Consider the following 19,844-nt stretch of genomic DNA (forward strand, 5'->3'; position numbering starts at 1 on the left):
CATGAATGAGCACAAGAGATTCGGATTCACCCGCGGCTTCCTTCGGAAACGGCGGTGCAATCATACATTCACAAAGGGGACATAAAGGAGTGGGACATGCAATGAAAAGGAAAAAGGTAAGCTTGCTGGCGACGCTGCTCGTCGTATCAGCCATTTTCACAGGATGCTCGTTCACCGGCGGCGACAGTAAAGGCGCGAGCTCGGGCACGACGGGGGACACGGGCAATGCCGCACAGACGGCGTCCAAAGAGCTGAGACTGTCCGTAGAAAGCGAAATTAAAGACCTGAATCAATGGGCGGCATCCGACGACGTATCGTTTACGGTGCTGAACAATATCGGAGAAGGGCTGTACCGCCTCGATCCGAAGAACGAGCCACAGCCGGCCATGGCAGAGAGCTCGGAGCTGTCCGAAGACAAACTGACATATACATTCAAGCTGCGCGCTGACGCCAAATGGAGCGACGGATCGCCGGTAACGGCAGCCGATTTCAAGTTCGCCTGGCTGCGTGAAATGGATCCGAAAACCGGAACCAACGGCTATTCCTTTATTATGACGGACTACATTGTTGGTGCAGCCGAGTACGCAGAAGGCGGTTCGGCGGACAAAGTCGGCATCGAAGCGAAGGATGACAAGACGCTGGTCGTTCATTTGAAGCAGCCGACGCCTTACTTCCTGAGACTGACTTCGCTGGCTCCGTACTTCCCGATGAAAGAGGAATTCGTGAAGTCCCAAGGCGAAAGCTATGCGCTGAGCCCGCAAAACATGCTGTTCAACGGTCCTTACACGCTGACTTCGGTCGATGCAGCCAGCGGTGCGGTGCTCGAGAAGAATGCCGGCTACTGGGACGCTGCGAACGTCAAGGTGGATAAAGTAGACCTGAAAGTCATCAAGGAAAAGAGCACGGCGCTGAACGCTTACAAAGCCGGACAGCTTGACCGCGTGCTGCTGCAGTCTTCCGATGTCAATGCATCCAAGTCCGACCCTGGATTCGGAACAGGCATCAACTTCAGAACGACGTACCTGCAGTTCAACCTGAAGGCAGACGGCGTGAGCAACATCAACATCCGCAAAGCGCTGGAATACGGCTTCGACTCCAAGCTGCTGGCGGACCAGGTGCTGAACAACGGTTCCAAAGCCGCTACAGGACTGATTCCGGACCAAATGAGCGCAACGGGAGGCAAAAGCTTCCGCGAAATGCAGGGCGACCTGATCACGCCGGATGCGGCCAAAGCCAAATCCTATTGGGAGCAAGGGGTTAAAGAGCTGGGTAAAGCGCCTAAAATTACGATGCTCGTAGCGGACACCTCCGAAACGAAGGACGTCGCTACCTTTATGCAGAGCGAGTTCAAGAAAAACCTCGGCATCGACGTGGCCATCGACACCAAAACGGCGAAAGCCCGCGGACAATTGATGGACAACAGCCAGTATCAGATGGCGATTACCGCATGGGGCGCCGATTATGATGATGCCATGACGTATCTGGATCTGTGGGCAAACCACACACCGTACCGCGGTAACTATGAAAATCCGAAGTACGACAAGCTGATCACTGACGCCAAGAAAGAAACGGACGAAGCAAGACGGATCGACATGCTGCTGGCTGCCGAAAAAATTCTGACGGCAGAAGACGTCGTGGTCGTTCCAATCTACTTCGGCGGATACTCCTACCTGCTGAGCGATAAAGTCGAAGGACTGGACTACCATCCATACGGCAACCCGGTTGACTTTAAATATGCAAGCATCAAGTAATGCCGCTTCACATGGGCATGTATCGGGAGAGGAGAGAAGCGCGGCTTCTCTCTTTCCCTTTCCTGGATCAAGCTCCGGGACGTAATGAAAATTTTGAAGGCCCCGCGTATTGGGAGGTGCAACATTGAAACGGTATATCGGCATCCGGATCGTATACTTACTGCTGACGTTGTTTATTATTACGACCGCCACCTTTTTCCTGATGAAAGCACTGCCTGGCACTCCGTTCGATGAAGAGAAGCTTCAGCAGCTGCCGCAGGAACAAAGACAGATGATTTATGCCAGCTACGGCTTGGACAAGCCCGTTGGCGTGCAGTACGTGAACTATTTAAAAAATATTGTCAAAGGCGATTTGGGAACGTCGTTTTTCTACACCGGTCAACCTGTAAAGGACATCATCATGAGCCGGATCGGACCTTCGGCCTTGATCGGTCTGCAAGCGGTTCTGCTGGGACTGGCCATCGGCATGATCCTCGGGATCATCGCCGCTTACCGCCATAACTCCGGCTGGGACTACGCCACCATGATTATCGCCGTTCTCGGCGTGTCGGTGCCGAATTTCGTGCTTGCGGCGCTGCTGCAGTATTTTGTCGGGCTCAAATGGGGGCTTCTGCCGGTCGCATTCTGGGAGAGCTATCCCAGCTCCATCCTGCCGTCCATTGCGCTCTGCGTCGGCGTCATCGCCTTGATCGCCCGGTTTGTACGGACAGAGATGCTGGAGGTGCTTGAGCAGGATTATGTCACGACGGCTAAGGCAAAAGGGCTTGGGTTCGCGCGCATCATGTTCCAGCATGTGATCCGCAACTCGCTCATTTCGGTCATTACGATTCTTGGTCCGATCGTGGTCAATTTGCTGACAGGTTCGCTCGTCATTGAGAATATTTTTGGGATTCCGGGGATCGGGAGCCTGTTCGTCGATTCGATCAAAATGAACGATTATTCCACGATTATGGGGATCACGATTTTTTACAGCGCCTTCTATGTATTCGTCATGCTGATCGTGGATCTGCTGTACGGCCTGGTGGATCCGCGGATCCGTCTGGCATCGGGAAAGGAGTGAGGACATGACGCAAATGGATAACGTGGATGCGCTGTTTAAGCCGGCCGCCGCAAAGCCGGACGAACGGGAGAAGATCGCGGGCAAATCCTTGACGGCTTTTCAGGACAGCTGGAGGCGGCTTCGTCAAAATAAAGCAGCGATCGTCAGCTTGGTCATCCTGGTCATCATGCTGCTGCTGGCGATCGTTGGTCCGTGGATCGGACATCACGACTATTACTCTACCGATTATAATGCCGTCTATCAAAAACCGAACGCCGATCATTGGTTCGGCACCGATAAATTCGGCCGGGACCAATGGGCCCGCGTATGGCAGGGAACGCGCGTGTCGCTCCTGATCGCCGTGCTCGCCGCCGCGCTCGACCTCGTCATCGGGGTTGCCTACGGCGCCATTTCCGCCCTGTTCGGCGGAAGGGTTGATAACGTGATGCAGCGGATCGTCGAAATTTTGACCGGGATTCCGAGCCTGATCATTATCATCCTGCTGATGATGGTGATGAAGCCGGGGATCGTGACCATCATGGTCGCGATGTCCATTACGGGCTGGGTCAACATGGCCCGGCTGGTCCGGGCACACATTATGAAGCTGAAGTCGCAGGAATTCGTCCTGGCGGCCCGTACGCTGGGCACGTCCACCGGGCGCATTATTACTAAGCATTTGATTCCGAATACAATCGGCATCATCGTCATCAACACGATGTTCACGATTCCGTCGGCGATCTTTACCGAAGCGTTCCTGAGCTTTATCGGCCTTGGACTTCAGTCACCGATGTCTTCGCTCGGGGTGCTGATTAACGACGGCTTCGCATCCTTGAATACGCAGGCATACCTGCTGCTGTACCCTTCGATTGTCATCGTCCTCATAATGGTAACGTTCAATATTCTGGGTGACGGGCTGCGGGATGCGCTGGATCCGAGAATGCGGAAATAGGGGGAAGAGAGAATGGACAACTTGCTCGAAGTGCAGGATTTGCAGGTCAGCTTTTTCACATATGCGGGCGAAGTGCAGGCCGTGCGCGGCGTCGGATTTTCCCTGGGCCGGGGCGAGACGCTGGCGATTGTGGGGGAATCCGGCTCCGGCAAATCGGTGACTTCCAAAAGCATCATGAGGCTGCTGGCGAAGTCCGCAAAAATTAAACACGGCTCGATCCGTTATGAAGGCAAGGATATCGCGTCGCTGCCGGAAAAGCAGATGCAGGATATCCGGGGCCGGGACATCTCGATGATCTTTCAGGACCCGATGACGTCGCTGAACCCGACGATGACGATCGGCAAGCAGATCACCGAGGTGCTGAAGAAGCACCGCAAGCTCGGCGGCGCGGAAGCCAACCGGCGGGCGGTGGAGCTTCTGGACCAGGTCGGCATCCCGAATCCGGACAAGCGGCTGAAGCAGTATCCGCATCAGCTGTCCGGAGGCATGCGCCAGCGCGTGGTCATTGCGATTGCACTGGCGTGCAACCCGAAGGTGCTGATCGCCGACGAGCCGACGACCGCGCTCGACGTGACGATCCAGGCGCAAATTCTGGAGCTGATGAAGAAGCTGCAGGAGGAGCTGGACACGTCCATCGTGCTGATCACGCACGATCTGGGCGTAGTCGCGAATATGGCGTCGCGCGTAGCGGTCATGTACGCCGGTAAAATCGTGGAAACCGGTACGGTAGACGAAATCTTTTACGAAGGCAAGCATCCGTATACCTGGGGGCTGCTCGCTTCCATGCCGAAGCTGAATGAGAAATCGGAGGAGCTGACGGCTATTCCCGGCACGCCGCCGGACCTCAGCGACCCGCCCAAGGGATGCCCGTTTGCGGCACGCTGTCCGTACGCCATGGAAATTTGCCACGAATATATGCCAGAATATACAGAGCACTCGGAGACGCACCGCGCGGCCTGCTGGCTGCAGGACAGCCGGGCGCCGAAAGTGCAGAGTCCGCTTGCGGGAGGTGATCGGCCATGAAGCACGAGAAGGGGACAAAACCGCTGGTCGAGGTCAAGCATTTGAAGAAGCATTTTGACGTGGGCCGCGGACAGATTCTGAAAGCGGTGGACGATGTCTCGTTCGACATTTATCCGGGGGAGACTTTCGGTCTTGTCGGCGAGTCGGGCTGCGGCAAGTCGACGCTGGGCCGCACGCTTATCCGTCTCTATGAAGCGACGGAGGGGACGGTCAGCTTTGACGGCGAGGCAGTGCACGGCCGTAAATCCAATGCCGAGCGGAAGAAGCTGAGCCGGAGCATCCAGATGATCTTCCAGGATCCGTATGCGTCGCTGAACCAGCGGATGACGGTGACCGACATCATCGCCGAAGGCATTGACGCCCACGGCATCGCCAAGAACCGCAAGGAGCGCCAGCAGATGGTCTACGACCTGCTGGAGACGGTCGGACTTAACCGCAGCCACGCTGAGCGGTTCCCGCACGAATTCTCCGGCGGCCAGCGCCAGCGGATCGGCATCGCCCGGGCGCTTGCGGTTCATCCGCGGTTCGTGATCGCCGATGAGCCGATTTCGGCGCTGGACGTATCGATCCAGGCACAGGTCGTGAATCTGATGAAGAAGCTGCAGCAGGAACTGGGATTAACGTATTTGTTCATCGCTCATGACCTGTCGATGGTGAAGCATATCAGCGACCGCATCGGGGTGATGTACCTCGGGGGCATGGTGGAGCTTACGAGTAGCGACGAGCTGTTTGAGAATCCGCTGCATCCATACACCAAAACGCTGCTTTCGGCGATCCCGATCCCCGATCCGAAGCTGGAGCGCGGCCGGGAACGCATGGTGCTGCAGGGAGACCTGCCAAGCCCAATCAACCCGCCGAGCGGATGCCGATTCCGGACGCGCTGCCCGTTTGCCACGGAGCTGTGCGCTGCGGAAACGCCGGTATGGCAGGAAGCGGAAAAAGGGCACTGGGTAGCGTGTCATCTGTATGATCCAAGTAAAAATATGACTGTAAATAAGGAGGGAGCCGGCGCATGAGCTGGTACGAAATGGCCGAAGAGCGGGAAGAGGCCTTGATTGAAGATCTGTCCGGACTTCTGAGAATCGACAGTGTCTATGATCCGGACACCAGCGGCCCTGGGCAGCCGATGGGCCAAGGTGTTGCGGAGGCACTGCAATATATGCTGGACCTGTGCGCCGCCGAAGGCTTCCGTGTCCGGAACCTGGACGGATATGTTGGATACGCCGAATTCGGCCCGGAATCGGCCGAGAACTATGTGGCCGTTCTGAGCCATCTGGACGTCGTTCCGGCATCCGGGAAGTGGACGACCCCTCCGTTCGAGCCGTCCGTTCGGGGCGGCAAAATTTTTGCACGCGGCGCCGAGGACGATAAAGGCCCGGCGATGGCTGCGTTTTACGGACTCAAAATTGTCAAAGACATGGGGCTTCCGCTGAAGCACCGGATCCGCCTTATTTTTGGAACGGACGAGGAGCGGACAGGGAAGTGCATGCAGAAATATAACGAGCTGGAGCCGGCACCGATTTGCGGATTTACGCCGGATGCCGATTTTCCGATCGTTCGGGCCGAGAAGGGGCAGATCAATACGCGGCTGCTCTTTAAGCCGATCGAGGAGAGCGATTCGTCCGGCTACGAGTACCGGCTGCGGTTGTTCACGGCTGGCGAGGTGGCCAACAGCGTGCCAGAAGGGGCGCGCGCCGAGGTTGCGGGAGATGCAGGCAGCCTGAGTGCGATGCAGAAGGCTTATGAGGACTACTGCGCGTCGGAAGGGCTGAAAGGAAGCTTTGAGATCGATGCGGACGGGCAGGCAGCGAGCCTGTCGCTGACCGGTAAGACGGCCCATGGCATGGAGCCGCAGCTCGGCATTAATGCGGGCCTCAAGCTGATCCATTTTCTGAAGGAGTTCTCGTTCCCTTCGGGTGCGGAGCATTATCTCCATACGGTCGATGCGCTGATGTACGGCGATATCCACGGGCGTGCCTTCGGCATTGCAATGGAAGACCAGATCACCGGACCGCTGACGGTCAACACAGGGCTGCTGCAGTATGATCCGGAAGGAGAATCGTATTTTCACATCAACCTGAGATATCCGGTTTGCGGAAATCAAGCGGATATTCTGGAGAACATCGGGGTCCGGGCCTCGGCCTGCGGCCTTGAAATCGAACCGCCGAGCTTGAAACATCCGCACTGCGTGCCGGACGATCATCCGATGATCGAAGCGCTGCAGCGGGTCTACGAGGCGGAGACGGGGCAGCCGGCCGAGCTGCTGTCAACCGGCGGCGGAACTTATGCGGCGTATATCGCAAACGGCGTCGCTTTCGGCCCGGTATTTCCGGGCATGGGCAATTCGGCACATCAAAGGAACGAACATATCGACATCGATGCACTGATTCGCTCGACGGCAATCTATGCCCGGGCGATGCATGAGCTGGCCAATCTGAACCTATAATCTGCGGCTTAACCAAAATTCTTGTAAAGGAATGTACAGCTGATGGAATTGATATCAGGAACAGGGCAACCGGCGGATGTAACGATCTATCCGGTGTTTGAGGACAGCGAAGGCGAACCCGCCGGGCTCACCCTTCGCGAAGGGATGGGCGGCCGCGGCGCCGTCCATTGGTTTTACGGACGGCACGGGGAGCAGGATATTCTCGTCGTCGGTCTGGGCAGCCGGGACAAATTCGGCATGGAGGCGCTGCGGGAAGCCGCCGGCGGGGCGGGCCGCGAAATCCGCAAAGCGTCCTTGAGAACCGCGTCGATCGACGGTACGGCCCTCTGCGACATTTTCGGGGAAGGCGAATGGCCCGAACAGGCGGCCGTCGCCTGGGTCGAAGGATGGCTTCTGGGCACATATGTGTTCGATAAATATACATCCCGCTACAAGAAGGGGCAGGTGGATTGGATTCGGATCGAGTCAGATGCCGAGCGCAGCTATGCGGAGGCGGCCTGGCTCGGACGCGCGCGGGCCGAAGCGGTCGCTCTGGCCCGGGACCTGTGCAACGAGGCGCCGAATGATCTTCATCCGGCCAGCTTCGTGCAGCGGATCAAGACGGTCTTTGCCGGCCGGAACGTGAAGCTTCACGTGTACCAGGGCGAGGAGCTGAAGCAGCGGCAGATGAACGGCCTGCTGGCTGTCGGCAGCGGAAGCAAGCATCCGCCGGCCATGGTGGAGATCGAATACTTCGGCGATTCTAACGCCCCGCATCTGGCGCTGATCGGCAAGGGGATCACGTTTGACATGGGCGGCATGAACCTGAAAGTCGCCCGGGATCTGAGCGACGCCCGCTTCGATATGGGCGGGGCCGCGGCCGTCATTGGCGCAATGGATCTACTCACCCGGCTGGAAGTGAAGGCGAGAATCACTGCGCTCATTCCGATCGCGGAAAACGTGCCGGATGGGGACGCCATCCTGCCGTCGCATGTGATCCGCTATCCCAACGGATTGTCCGTGCAGGTGGTCAACACGGATGCCGAAGGACGGCTGATCCTGGCCGACGCCATCCTGCACGCTGCCCGGAGCGGGGCCGAGCGGATCATCGACATTGCGACGCTGACCGGTGCGGTGGGACACGCGCTGGGGCTGCGGGTGGCCGGCATCTGGGGCGACGCCGGGTTCGCCGAGCAGCTGATGCGGATCGGCAGCAAGAACGGCGACCCGATCTGGCGCCTGCCGCTCGTCGATGAGGACGAGGAGCTCCTGGGCAGCCCCTACGCCGACCTGGCCAACCTGGCCTCCAGCCCTTATGGGGGAGCTAATATGGCGGCCTTGTTCCTGCGGCGGTTTGTGCCCTCTAAGGCGCGCTGGTGCCATATCGACATGGCCAATACGTCCCAGGTACCGGCGGACCGGGGGTATAAAGCTGCCGGGGCTACCGGTTACGGAGTCCGGCTGCTCGCCGATTTTGTGACGGAACAGGCCAATTCTGGAAATGGAGGCACTGCGGAGTGAAGCTGGAAGTGATCGCAACCAATTTGTACGACGCGCTCGTCGCCGAGAATGCGGGAGCGGACCGCCTGGAGCTGGTGACGGGTATTATGGAAGGCGGATTGACGCCGGGTCCGGGCATGATCCGCAAGGTCGTCGGCTTGATGAGCATTCCGGTCCATGTCATGGTCCGGCCGCACAGCCAGTCGTTCGTCTACGACCAATACGACCTGCTGACAATGCGTGAGGATATCGCCTTTATCAAAGAGTGCGGGGCGGCGGGAATCGTGCTTGGAACGCTGAAACCGGACCGCACGGTGGATATCGAAGCGCTGGAAATGCTGCTGAAGGAGGCCGACGGTCTGAACGTGACGTTCCACCGGGCCTTCGACGAAATCGACGATCAGCTCGGCGCGCTCCGGACGTTATCGGCATATCCGCAGATTAACCGGATTCTGACTTCCGGAGGGCCGCGGCCCGCGCCGGAGTCGACGGACCGCATCCAAGCACTGGTCGAGGCATCAGCCGGAACCGGCATCCGTATCTTGGCTGGATACGGCTTGACCGTACCTGGGCTATCGGAGTTCGTCCAGAAGACGGGCGTGCCTGAGGTCCATTTCGGCTCGGCGCTGAGAGCGGAAGGGAATTACCTGCTGCCGCTCGATTCCGAACGGGTGAAGGCGGCGGCGCAGACGGTGAAATCCATCGCAAAGTCAGCAGGGTAACAACAAAATACTCGATTACTGTGGTGAAATCATTGGACAAACAACCTAAGATGATCGTCGGAGTTGATCTCGGCGGAACGAAAATCGCAACAGGGCTTTTGGACGCCAGCGGACGGATGCTGGCCCGGAGCCAGAAGGCGACCGCAGGGCTGAAAAGCTCGGAAGAGGTCATTCAGGCGATCGTAGATACGATAACGGAAGTGAGTGGAGAACACGAAATCGCCGGTGTCGGCTTGGCCTCCCCGGGGGCGGTCGACACCCGCCGGGGAATCATCCGCAACGGGGTGAACCTGCCCGGATGGAACGGCATTTCGCTGCAGGCGGAGCTGGAGAAGCGGCTGCAGGTGCCGGCCAAGCTGATCAATGACGCGAACGCGGCGGCATGGGGAGAATATGTGTACGGTGCAGGACGCGGGGCACAGAGCATGGTTTACGTCACCCTGAGCACCGGCATCGGCTCCGGCCTGGTTCTTGACGGGAAGCTGTACCTGGGGACAAGCTCCTTCGCGGGCGAGCTCGGCCACACGGTGGTCGACCCGAACGGGGCGCTCTGCGGCTGCGGCCAGCGGGGCTGCTGGGAGACCTACGCTTCGGGGACGGCCATCGCCCGCCAGGCATCCGAGGCGGCTGCAGCGGCGGCGGAAGGCATGACGCAGATGACCGCGCTGGCTGAAGCGGAAGGCGTGCCGCTGAGCGCCAAGCATGTGTTTCAAGCCGCGGCGATGAACGACAAGCTGGCCCAAGAGACGCTGGAGCAGGTTATACATTACACGGGCCTTGGACTCATGAACATCATTCACAGCTTCAATCCGGATTGCATCGTCATTGGCGGCGGCGTCAGCCGCGCCGGGGCCGCCTTCTTCGAGCCGCTCCGGTGGAAGACCGGTGAGCTGGTCATGGAGCCTTATCGGGGCACTTACGCCATCAAACCCGCTGAGCTCAAAGACGATGTGGGCATTATCGGGGCTGCAGCGCTGTTCGTGGAATAGACGGCTGAAAAATTAGCCGCCATCTTATGCATTATGCGTGCATTTTAAAGAGGCAGCATGGATAGGAGTTAAAAGGAGAGGGCAAATCCATACACGTTATGGATTTGCCCTTTTTTTGTTGGAGCTGCTGAGTTTTGAAGAGGGTACGTCGATCCTAATTGGGAGCTAATTTTGCAATTTTACATCAATTTAATGATTGAATATTTCAATGTATTGCAATATAATGCCAATAGAAACAACCGCAATACTACCAATATGATGAGATCGGGGTGGATATTCATTGGCACAGACTCAAGGCGTACTGACGTATCCAGAGATCGGCGGACAATCCGACGCGCTGGCGGCTGCCTGGAAGCAGCTAGAGGCGCAGCAGGAATGGATCTCCCAGTTTATCGGCAATTCTTCGTTTGATGAAGTGATTTTTATCGGGTCGGGGACTTCCTATTATTTGGCGCAGACCGCCGCATCCACGTTCCGCAAATGGACGGGGCGCAGCGGTGCGGCCTATCCGTCATCCGAAATCTTCTTGTTCCGGGAGCAGGCGGTTCCGCCCGGAAAACGTGTGCTGCTCGTCGGGATTTCCCGTTCGGGAGAGTCGACGGAGGTTATTCTCGCACTGGAATCGGTGAAGGATTTGCCGGATTGGACGATCTGCAGCATCACCTGCGATGAGGAAAGCACAATGGCGAAGCTCGCCCCATACTTACTGTCACCGCTCGGCAAGGAGAAAAGCACCGTCATGACGAAATCTTTTAGCAGCATGACTTTTATGCTCCAAGCGGCGATGGCTCGCGCTGCCGGCAAGACGGAGCAGCTCAAGGAACTTCAGGAAGCTGTGGAACTCAGCGCAGGCGTGGTATCCAAGGCGGACGAAACTGCCAAGGAACTGATTTCCGGCCATCCGGAGCTGAACAAATTCATATATTTGGGCATGGGATCCTATTACGGGCTGGCGCAGGAAGCCTGCCTGAAGATCAAAGAAATGTCCTGCGTATGGACGGAAAGCTTCGGCACGATGGAATTCCGGCACGGACCGAAATCGGTCGTCGAGCCGGGAACGATGGTCTGCCTGCTGCTGTCGGAAACGGCAAGGAACTATGAGATCAAGGTAGCGCAGGAGATGAAAGAATACGGCGCGCATGTTGTCATCATTACCGCGGACAAGGGCGGAGACACCGGCTTTGCCGATCTCGTGTTCGAGACCGGAGGCCGGGCGCTGTCCGATGAGGCGAGAGCGGTGCTGTACATGCCGCTGGTTCAATATATTGGGTATTACACCGCACTGCGGGAGGGGAGAAATCCGGACAGCCCGCGGAATTTGACCCAGGTGGTCAAAATTTAAACCATAAGGAGAGAATCGCTTTGAGTGAACGAAATGGATCGAAAGAAGAACGCCGGGAACAGATATTGGACTACATCCTGCAGCACGGCTCTATTTCCCTTCAGGAGGTGACGGCCCGCTTCAAATGCTCTGAGGCTACGGCACGCCGGGATCTGGAGGCGCTTGAGAAATCGGGACGGGTCATCCGCACGATGGGCGGAGGCGCCAAATCCGCGGGAATCACCGCCGGAAGGGAAATTCCATTTCACGAGAAGCAGAACAAGCTGTACCAGGAAAAGGAAAAAATCGCCGCCATGGCGGCTTCCCTCGTGCAAGAGGGGGACGTGGTCGGCCTGACGGGCGGGACCACGACGTATCTCATTGCGAGGGCACTCAAGAACCGCCGCAATATTACGGTGGTGACCAATGCCGTTAATATTGCGATGGAGCTGTCGGAGAACGAAGACCTTCAGGTTGTGCTGACCGGCGGCATGCTGCGCAGCAAAAACTTCGAGCTGTGCGGACCGCTTGCCGAGCGGACGCTGGAGGCCATCAACATTCACACGATGTTTATGGGGATCGACGGTTTTTCGGCGGAACAGGGGGCCAGCACTTATTCCGAGCTAGAAGCGAATACGGCGATGATCATGATGAAGCGCACCAACCGCACCATCGCCGTATTTGACCATACGAAGAACGGCCGCAATTCCCTGTTCCAAGTGGCGCCCGTGGCGGCCCTGCACGGAATCATTACGGATGAGGACCCCGGAGAGGAGCTCCGCGGCCGGTTGAAAGAAGTCGGGGTGCAGGTGCATGTCGCGCAATAACATTCTGTGAAATAAGGGCAGGTGCTCAGCATGGAAGTGTTTGCGGGAGTCGATGTCGGCGGAACGAATATCGTATGCGGTCTGGTATCTTCCGCCGGACAAGTGGTTCATAAGCTGAAGCGGCCGACGGAAGCCGGACGCGGTCCGGATGCGGTACTGGAAAGAATCGCCGCAATGATCGAGGAAGCGGTCGCCTCGTACCGCGGGGAAGACGGACAGCCTGTAACGCTCGCGGCAGCGGGAATCGGACTGCCGGGGCTGGTCGATCCCGAGGAAGGCATCGCCAAGTTTGCCGGCAACCTCGGATGGCGCGACCTTCCGGCCGCCAGCCGTCTGAAGGCCAGGCTGCAGCTGCCGGTATTTATCGATAACGATGTCAGAACGTATGTGTTTGGCGAGGCGCTGTATGGAGCCGGTGCAGGCACAGGCCACGTCATCGGCGTGACGATCGGCACGGGCATCGCCTCGGCCATGGTGAATGAGGGGAGCCTGTTCTACGGCTTCCGCCATATGTCCGGGGAGCTGGGGCATATCGTCATGGAGGGGCTCAGCGATCCGTGTCCATGCGGCTTGACGGGCTGCCTGGAGACTTACGCCTCCGCCTCCGGTATGGTGCGGCAGGCCCGGAAAGCGATAGAGTCCGGCGAGCCGACGGTGCTCCGCAGCTGGTTTCCGGGCGAACGCCTCGCGGAGCTGACGGCAGCAGATTTGTCGCGGGCTTACGATCAGGGCGATGCGCTGGCCGTTTCCATTCTGGAGCGGGCGGGTTCGCTGCTCGGCCAGGCGCTGTCCTACGCCGTTTCGCTGAACAGCCCGGAGATGATCATTATCGGCGGCGGCGGGGCGCTGGCGGGAGACCGCATTTTGAAGCCGCTGGAGCGGGAGCTGATGAGCCGGATCCTACCCGATTACCGCGATCGGCTCAAGATCGTTCCCGCCATGCATAACGACGATGCGGGCGTGACCGGGAGCGCTATGTACGCAAAGCATAAATATACCGCACTGAGCGGATTGATACAGGACAGCAAGGCATAACAAACGGGAAGGGGAAAACACCATGTCACTCGTTTCGTCTACGTCTTTACTGCAAGAAGCAAGGGCCAAACATTACGCCATCGGGGCCTTTAACGTGCATACACTGGAAATGCTGCAGGCTGTGGTCGAGGCGGCCGAAGAAGCACAGTCGCCGCTCATTATCCAGTCTACGGTGGGGACCGTCAAGCATCTGGGGGCCGATTATATCGCTGCTGCCGCCAGGGTGGCGGCGGACCGCGCCAGCGTGCCCATCGCACTTCATTTAGATCATTGCAACGAATTTTCCGTCATTATCAGCTGTATCCGGGCGGGCTATACGTCCGTCATGATCGATGCGTCCCATTCCCCATTTGAGGAAAATGTGGCCATGACCCAGAAGGTGGTCGAAGCCGCCAACGCCGTTGGCATCAACGTGGAGGCGGAGCTCGGCAAGGTCGGCGGCGTCGAGGACGACATCGTCGTCGACGAACGCGACGCCTTGCTCGCCGATCCGAAAGAATGCGCCGAGTTCGTGGAGCGCACCGGCGTGCATACGCTCGCCCCTGCGATCGGCACCGCCCACGGCATCTACAAGGGGACGCCGAATATCGATTTCGACCGGATCGGGCGCATTGCCGAAGCCGTTGATGTTCCGCTCGTCCTGCATGGAGGCTCCGGCATTCCGGAGGAGCAGGTGAAGCGAGCGGTCAGTCTCGGCATGGCCAAAATGAACGTGGCTACCGAACTGCGCATCCTGTTCTCCGACGCCATCAAGCATGTCTTTGCCGAGAACCCGGATGAGAACGACCCGCGGAAATACATGGTTCCTGCCAAGAAGGCGCTGAAAGCGGCGGTCATTGAGAAAATGCAGCTGTGCGGCTGCGCCGGCCGGGCAGGGGACTTTTAAACGCCAACGCCATTCACAAAATAATTGAAACAAGCCTGCTTAGAGCCCGGGGAGCCGGGGAAGCAGGCTTTTTAAATTCATGGGATGTTATAAATCTGAAGAGGCAGATCCCGGGTTCTTCAAATAGTCGAGAAACATCCGTTTCAGCAGGTCCAGCTGGACGTCCGCGCTGACGATGGACTCGAACATCACGATGCTGCGCTGCAGCGACAGCTTTTTCGAAAAAATGCCGAACGCATTGACCACGGTCGACAGGGTTTCCTCTAGGGGGAGATCGGAGCGGACCGAACCGTCCCGGGTGCAGCTGGCAATAATTTCGGCGAATGCTTCGGAAACCTTGCGGTGGACGTCGTTGTACTGCTGAATATCCTCCAGCGGCTCAGCCTGCTGGGCGGCATAGCTCTCAAACGCCTCAAGGAACCGGCTTCTGCTGCTCAATTCCGGCAGTTGGAGATTCAGAAAATGATCCAGCAGCGCTTCAAGCTTCTCGATGCCTCTCACCGATGTAGCGGCAATTGCCCGGAACGCCTCTTCCTCCAGGCTGATCAAATGCGTGGCGACCGCCACGATCAGCTTGTCCTTCTTGGGAAAATACCGGAACACCGTAGCAATGCCCACATTATCTTCCGCAGCGATATCCCGCATCGTCGCCTTGTCGATCCCTTTGCGATTAAAAACCCGCTCAGCTGCCTCGATAATGCTGCTCTCGCGCGCTTTTTTACCTTCCAGCCGTTCCTGTTCCCATCTTGTCTTCGGATCCATAATTGTGAGTCAACTCGCCTTCCGGGTGAAAAGATAAAATCGTAAAAAATGCTATCAAAACCACCCGTAGAAGTCAACGCTGTCCAGGTGCAGAGTCCGGGAATCAATGGGATGACTGTGGGAAAGATTGAAGGGAAAAACAAACGGTGATATAATTGGTTTTGTGATGATAGTTCAACTATCACGACCTCTGATTTTACAAGGTCATGCCCGCCCAATATGGGCTGGATGTTGCCTCGTTCGTAATCATCTTGGAGCAAATAGGGAAAGGGAGTCTTAACAATATGGGCAGAGTACAGGGGAAAGTAGCGATCGTCACCGGCGCAGCCGGAGGCATGGGCAAGGCGGACGCCGTTCTGTTGGCGCAGGAAGGCGCCAAGGTGGTCGTCACCGACATTCAGGAGGACAAAATCCAGGCTGTCGTGGAAGAGATCAAACAGCAGGGCGGAGAGGCTATTGGCTTCCGTCATAACGTTACCTCCGAGGAGGAGTGGCAGCATATCGTGGACGAAACGGTCAAAGCGTTCGGCACGATCGACGTTCTCGTCAATAATGCCGGCATCTCGCTGGCCAAATCGCTCGTGGACACATCCATGCAGGATTGGGACAAGGTCATGTCCATCAACCTGACAGGCAGCTTTCTCGGTTTGAAATACGTGGTACCGGTGATGCAGCGCGGGGGCGGAGGCTCCATCATCAACATTTCTTCGATTGCCGGGCTCACGGGAAGCAACGGAGCAGGACCTTACACCGCGAGTAAGGGCGCTGTCCGGATGCTAACGAAGGCGGTGGCTGTGGATTACGGCAAGGACAATATCCGCTGCAATTCGATCCATCCGGGTTACATTGAAACACCGATGACCGAAGGATTGTTTGCCAACGACCAGATGACGGGCTGGTTCCGCTCCAAAACGCCGCTGCCTCGCTTGGGCAAACCGGAGAACATTGCGGCCGGCGTGCTGTTCCTGGCATCCGACGAATCCTCTTTTATTACCGGAGCCGAGCTGGCCATCGACGGCGGCGTATCCGCGACCTGATTTTTGATTCTGCGAATCCATACACATGAATGAAGCATAGAAGCCTTCCGGGGTACACCCGAGGGCTTTTTTTCTTTTTTTGTCCGCAACCTTCGGAGCCCTCCTGACGTTAGATAGGAAAATATAAAATATTTTCCATTTCTGAGGAGGAATGAAGTATGCGCACTTGGGGGTCATGGCTTGCCGCATTCATGTTTGTCATTCTGTTGGTAACCGGCTGCTCGTCCGGGAGTTCAAAGGACAGCGCCAGCAGCGCCGGCGGGACCGTCGAAAGCTCCGCGGCTTCAGACCATGCGGCGAATACCGCTGCGGTTCAGGACCAGCAAGCATCTACAGCATCAACGGCGGAGGAGAAGTCATCGCTGGCGGCGGAGCCGGAGCAGCAGGCCGGTACCGTTAAGGCTTTGGAGGCGGACACTGCGCCGGAAGCCGGGTTCACCGCCCAGGACCTGGCCGGCGGGTTAAACAAGAAGCTCATCTATAAGGCGCATCTGGTAATGGAGATTCAGGACTATGCCAAGGCGCAGACCGAAGTGAGAAATATGGTGACCTTGTCGGGCGGTTATATCGTCAATTTTTCCGAAACGGATTCAGCCAGCGAGCGGGGAGGTACCTTTATCCTCAAGGTCCCTGCATCGGGCTTCTCGTCCTTTTTGAATCGGCTCGAGCAGATCAAGCATGATTCGCTTCAGCGCAGCATTGAGGGCCAAGACGTGTCCGAGGAATACGTGGATTTGCAGGCGAGATTGAAGGCTAAGCAGGTGATGGAGGAGCAGTATATCGCTTTTATGAAAAAGGCGACAAAGACCAGCGACCTCGTGGCGTTTGCCAAAGAGCTGGAGAGGGTTCAGGAAGAAATAGAGCAGATCAAGGGCCGCATGCGTTATATCGATCAGAATGTGGCTTATTCCACGGTGGAGCTGCGCATTTACCAGCCGGAGAAGACGCTGCCCAAAGCCGAGCCTGATCGCCAGCAGGCCCCCCTTGGCAAGCGTGCGGGAGATGCGCTGCAGGGAAGCATGGACGTGCTGACGCAGATTGTCCAGTGGATCATCGTCATCCTGTCGGGAGCCGTTCCTGTTCTGATTCTTGCTGCGATCGTGCTTCTGATCGTCTGGATGGTCCGCAAAGGCCGGAAGCAGCAGCGGGCTGAAGCCGCCGCGCGGAGGAAGACATGGAACGAGGAGCGCCATAGACCTGCCGGTCCTACAGACGGTCCTATAGAACAGCAGCAGGAAGAATCGGATCCTACACGGGCGGAACGAAGCGAGGAAGCTCCTAAGCAACCCGATTCCGACTCTGACCCCGATTCCGACCCCCATAAATAAGGCCATCCCATGGATGGAAGGAATGAGCCGGACGCACCTGATTGCGCCCGGTATCTTTTTGGGTATATACCTCTTAATAATGACGCAAGATGAAATCAATTGAATTAACGTAAGCGTTGCACTATGATGAGAAGGAGAGAGCTGTCATGTTGTATACAGCCAATCACACCAACCAAATCGCGGCATTTACCGGCAAGCTGTTAAGGGACAGGTTCGGCAAAGGGCCGGAATCGGTGCACGTCTCCGTCGGGAACTATGCGATCGCACTCCATATCCGCAATTTCATCGGACCGGTCGAGAAGTTCCTGTTAAACAAGGAAGAGGAGAAAGCTTTCCGATATACCCGCGAGCTGCTGATGGAGTCTTTGCTTCCTGAACTGAAGGCGTATTTGGAGAAGGAAATGGACATCCGTTTGGAAGAGGTATACTACGACTGGGGATTACATAACGCTTCGGGGATCATTGTCGGACTTAAGGCAGACCAGACCATCGAAGCCGAGGATTATGCGGGTCGGGAAGCTCTACATAATGAAGTTAACCGGATCACCGGTATCGTCCAGAAGGTTCCCAGGAAGGTGTACTCCTGGTGGATGAACCCCAAAACTTTAATTGTCGTCCGGGAAGGAATTCTGATTCTGATCGAGAAGGAATTAATCAGTACCGGTTTTGAAGAAGTATTGCGGACAACCAAGAGAAAGCTTGAGAAGCGGTATTTTGAGGAAGAAACCCAGCTGGGGGGAATTTTGGGCCGGACCCTGGCCGATTTTTACGTGGACTGGGATTTTAATAGGGATAAAAGCGTGATCGCCTGCACATTCCAGGATTAGGCGGTCACCAGGCGGTAATGGGTCAGACATGATTGGAACATGAGCTGAACATAAGCCAAAGAAGGAGCTGGAACGCTCTTTCTTTGGCTTTTTTTCATGGTAGGAGGTTTAAAGATGAAGAGCAATTATGACATTTTATGTGTGGAGGACGACGGAATTAATATGTCTCTCATGCGGCATATTTTCAAAAAAATTCCTAACGCCACCATGTGGGAGGCCTGTACGGGGGAGGAAGCGGTAGAGATCGCCACGGCCAGATGCCCCGATCTGATTATCATGGACATCCAGCTGCCCGGAATGAGTGGATACGATGCTCTAGCTTGCCTCCAGGCCAATGAGAAGACAAGGGCAATCCCGGTGGTGGCCGTCAGCTCTTATGCGATGGCGTCGGATATCGCCAAGGGGAGACAGGCAGGTTTTATCGAATACATTACGAAGCCATTCTACATTAAGCACTTTATTCAGGTGATCGATTCCATTCTCCGGCCGCTGCCATTTTGAAAATATCACATAACTTTGCATCGGATGTGGCATATTACGTTATAGCTTTGAGTAGCCTATAATCCAACGCAGGGGGAAATTTCAAGATGAAGCGTTTTGCGTTTGCTGCGGTTGCCGCACTGTTACTGTGCTGCGGATTTTTCCAGGAGACAGCGGCTGCGGACAGCCCTTATCATTTTGGCTTTAAGAAAAGCAGGAACGGTCAGCTTCCTTCCATCAACGAAGAAGGCTTTAAAGACATTCTGCAGAAGAACGGTGCAATTTTCCTGGGGGATACAACCCAGAAAGAGCTGTATTTGACGTTTGACAACGGGTATGAAAACGGGTTCACCCCTAGAATACTGGATGTTTTGAAAGAAAAGAAAGTGCCGGCGATCTTTTTCCTGACGGGACATTATGTAAAGGACAAGCCGGAGCTCGTAACCCGGATGGTCACCGAGGGCCATCTGGTGGGCAATCATTCCTGGACGCATCCGGATATGACCCAGATTTCCAACGCGCAGCTCAAGGAAGAGCTGGATAAGGTCAAGCAGAGCGTAACCGGGACGACCCGCCAGAAGGAGATGGCATACGTGCGTCCTCCCCGGGGGATTTTCAGCGACCGCACGCTTGCGGCATCACGCGCTGAAGGTTATACGACGGTATTCTGGTCCGTAGCGTACAAGGACTGGGACGTGAACGATCAGAAGGGGGCTGACTATGCCTACCGTCAAGTGATGGCTCAGCTGCATCCGGGGGCGGTCATTCTGCTGCACTCCATTTCGAAGGATAACACGGAGGCGCTGGCCCGGATCATCGACGATGCCCGTAAGCAGGGCTATGAGTTCAAAAGCTTGGACCAACTGAAGCGGCCCACTTACTAATCCGAATAGGAAGACGCCAGGCCAATGTGCCTTGGCGTTTTTTTGTGCTTTACGGCAGC

General features: G+C 56.7%; 19 protein-coding genes. 18 read left to right on the plus strand and 1 reads right to left on the minus strand.

All coding sequences use genetic code 11. From position 1 onward, the window contains the following. Nucleotides 1-101 precede the first annotated feature (101 nt). From IAE55_RS08775 to fba, 13 genes are all read left to right on the plus strand, one after another. Nucleotides 102-1,751 (plus strand): peptide ABC transporter substrate-binding protein, encoded by a 1,650-nt coding sequence (locus IAE55_RS08775; RefSeq protein ID WP_105441793.1) that lies wholly within the window; start codon nucleotides 102-104, stop codon nucleotides 1,749-1,751. 124 nt (nucleotides 1,752-1,875) lie between these two features. Next, nucleotides 1,876-2,811, plus strand: coding sequence for an ABC transporter permease (locus tag IAE55_RS08780; RefSeq protein ID WP_076170525.1), 936 nt, complete (start codon nucleotides 1,876-1,878; stop codon nucleotides 2,809-2,811). Between the two features lie 13 nt (nucleotides 2,812-2,824). Then, nucleotides 2,825-3,739, plus strand: coding sequence for an ABC transporter permease (locus IAE55_RS08785; RefSeq protein ID WP_234489443.1), 915 nt, complete (start codon nucleotides 2,825-2,827; stop codon nucleotides 3,737-3,739). Between the two features lie 12 nt (nucleotides 3,740-3,751). Then, entirely contained in the window at nucleotides 3,752-4,762 is a 1,011-nt protein-coding gene (locus IAE55_RS08790; RefSeq protein ID WP_200631769.1) for an ABC transporter ATP-binding protein, read from the plus strand. Then, complete coding sequence (locus tag IAE55_RS08795; RefSeq protein ID WP_105441789.1) at nucleotides 4,759-5,778, plus strand: ABC transporter ATP-binding protein; 1,020 nt, start codon at nucleotides 4,759-4,761, stop codon at nucleotides 5,776-5,778. The genes IAE55_RS08790 and IAE55_RS08795 overlap by 4 nt, the downstream gene beginning before the upstream one ends. Continuing rightward, a complete protein-coding gene (pepV, locus tag IAE55_RS08800) occupies nucleotides 5,775-7,208 on the plus strand; it encodes a dipeptidase PepV (RefSeq protein WP_145160210.1) in 1,434 nt (477 codons plus the stop codon). The genes IAE55_RS08795 and pepV overlap by 4 nt, the downstream gene beginning before the upstream one ends. Nucleotides 7,209-7,250: 42 nt before the next feature. Beyond that, a complete protein-coding gene (locus IAE55_RS08805; protein WP_200631771.1) occupies nucleotides 7,251-8,708 on the plus strand; it encodes a leucyl aminopeptidase family protein in 1,458 nt (485 codons plus the stop codon). Further along, on the plus strand, nucleotides 8,705-9,409 hold the full coding sequence (locus IAE55_RS08810) for a copper homeostasis protein CutC (RefSeq protein ID WP_145160206.1): 705 nt from the start codon (nucleotides 8,705-8,707) through the stop codon (nucleotides 9,407-9,409). The genes IAE55_RS08805 and IAE55_RS08810 overlap by 4 nt, the downstream gene beginning before the upstream one ends. Before the next feature lie 32 nt (nucleotides 9,410-9,441). Continuing rightward, nucleotides 9,442-10,398, plus strand: a complete 957-nt coding sequence (locus tag IAE55_RS08815) for an ROK family protein (RefSeq protein ID WP_234489413.1) — start codon at nucleotides 9,442-9,444, stop codon at nucleotides 10,396-10,398. A 280-nt stretch (nucleotides 10,399-10,678) separates the two neighbouring features. Beyond that, on the plus strand, nucleotides 10,679-11,740 hold the full coding sequence (locus IAE55_RS08820; RefSeq protein ID WP_145160202.1) for an SIS domain-containing protein: 1,062 nt from the start codon (nucleotides 10,679-10,681) through the stop codon (nucleotides 11,738-11,740). Between the two features lie 20 nt (nucleotides 11,741-11,760). Next, nucleotides 11,761-12,546 (plus strand): DeoR/GlpR family DNA-binding transcription regulator, encoded by a 786-nt coding sequence (locus tag IAE55_RS08825; protein WP_145160200.1) that lies wholly within the window; start codon nucleotides 11,761-11,763, stop codon nucleotides 12,544-12,546. A gap of 30 nt (nucleotides 12,547-12,576) precedes the next feature. After that, nucleotides 12,577-13,581, plus strand: a complete 1,005-nt coding sequence (locus tag IAE55_RS08830; protein ID WP_145160198.1) for an ROK family protein — start codon at nucleotides 12,577-12,579, stop codon at nucleotides 13,579-13,581. A 22-nt stretch (nucleotides 13,582-13,603) separates the two neighbouring features. Then, nucleotides 13,604-14,467 (plus strand): class II fructose-1,6-bisphosphate aldolase, encoded by an 864-nt coding sequence (fba, locus tag IAE55_RS08835; protein WP_076170514.1) that lies wholly within the window; start codon nucleotides 13,604-13,606, stop codon nucleotides 14,465-14,467. An 87-nt stretch (nucleotides 14,468-14,554) separates the two neighbouring features. Here the strand turns inward: fba and IAE55_RS08840 are convergent, their stop codons facing one another. Further along, nucleotides 14,555-15,229, minus strand: a complete 675-nt coding sequence (locus IAE55_RS08840) for a TetR/AcrR family transcriptional regulator (protein WP_145160196.1) — start codon at nucleotides 15,227-15,229, stop codon at nucleotides 14,555-14,557. Between the two features lie 284 nt (nucleotides 15,230-15,513). On the opposite strand from IAE55_RS08840, the gene IAE55_RS08845 reads away from it, so the two are divergent. The 5 genes from IAE55_RS08845 to pdaA all read left to right on the plus strand — a co-directional run bounded on the left by IAE55_RS08845 (nucleotide 15,514) and on the right by pdaA (nucleotide 19,785). Continuing rightward, entirely contained in the window at nucleotides 15,514-16,266 is a 753-nt protein-coding gene (locus IAE55_RS08845; RefSeq protein ID WP_145136115.1) for an SDR family NAD(P)-dependent oxidoreductase, read from the plus strand. Between the two features lie 158 nt (nucleotides 16,267-16,424). Then, entirely contained in the window at nucleotides 16,425-17,594 is a 1,170-nt protein-coding gene (locus tag IAE55_RS08850) for a DUF4349 domain-containing protein (RefSeq protein WP_200631773.1), read from the plus strand. Nucleotides 17,595-17,740: 146 nt separating this feature from the next. Continuing rightward, entirely contained in the window at nucleotides 17,741-18,421 is a 681-nt protein-coding gene (locus IAE55_RS08855) for a Na-translocating system protein MpsC family protein (RefSeq protein ID WP_105441777.1), read from the plus strand. A 114-nt stretch (nucleotides 18,422-18,535) separates the two neighbouring features. Further along, entirely contained in the window at nucleotides 18,536-18,922 is a 387-nt protein-coding gene (locus IAE55_RS08860; protein WP_186381966.1) for a response regulator, read from the plus strand. Between the two features lie 86 nt (nucleotides 18,923-19,008). After that, a complete protein-coding gene (pdaA, locus tag IAE55_RS08865; RefSeq protein ID WP_076170508.1) occupies nucleotides 19,009-19,785 on the plus strand; it encodes a delta-lactam-biosynthetic de-N-acetylase in 777 nt (258 codons plus the stop codon). Nucleotides 19,786-19,844: the final 59 nt, after the last annotated feature.

The sequence above is a fragment of the Paenibacillus sp. S28 genome, assembly GCF_016624415.1.
In the GTDB taxonomy this organism is placed as follows: domain Bacteria; phylum Bacillota; class Bacilli; order Paenibacillales; family Paenibacillaceae; genus Paenibacillus_AQ; species Paenibacillus_AQ favisporus.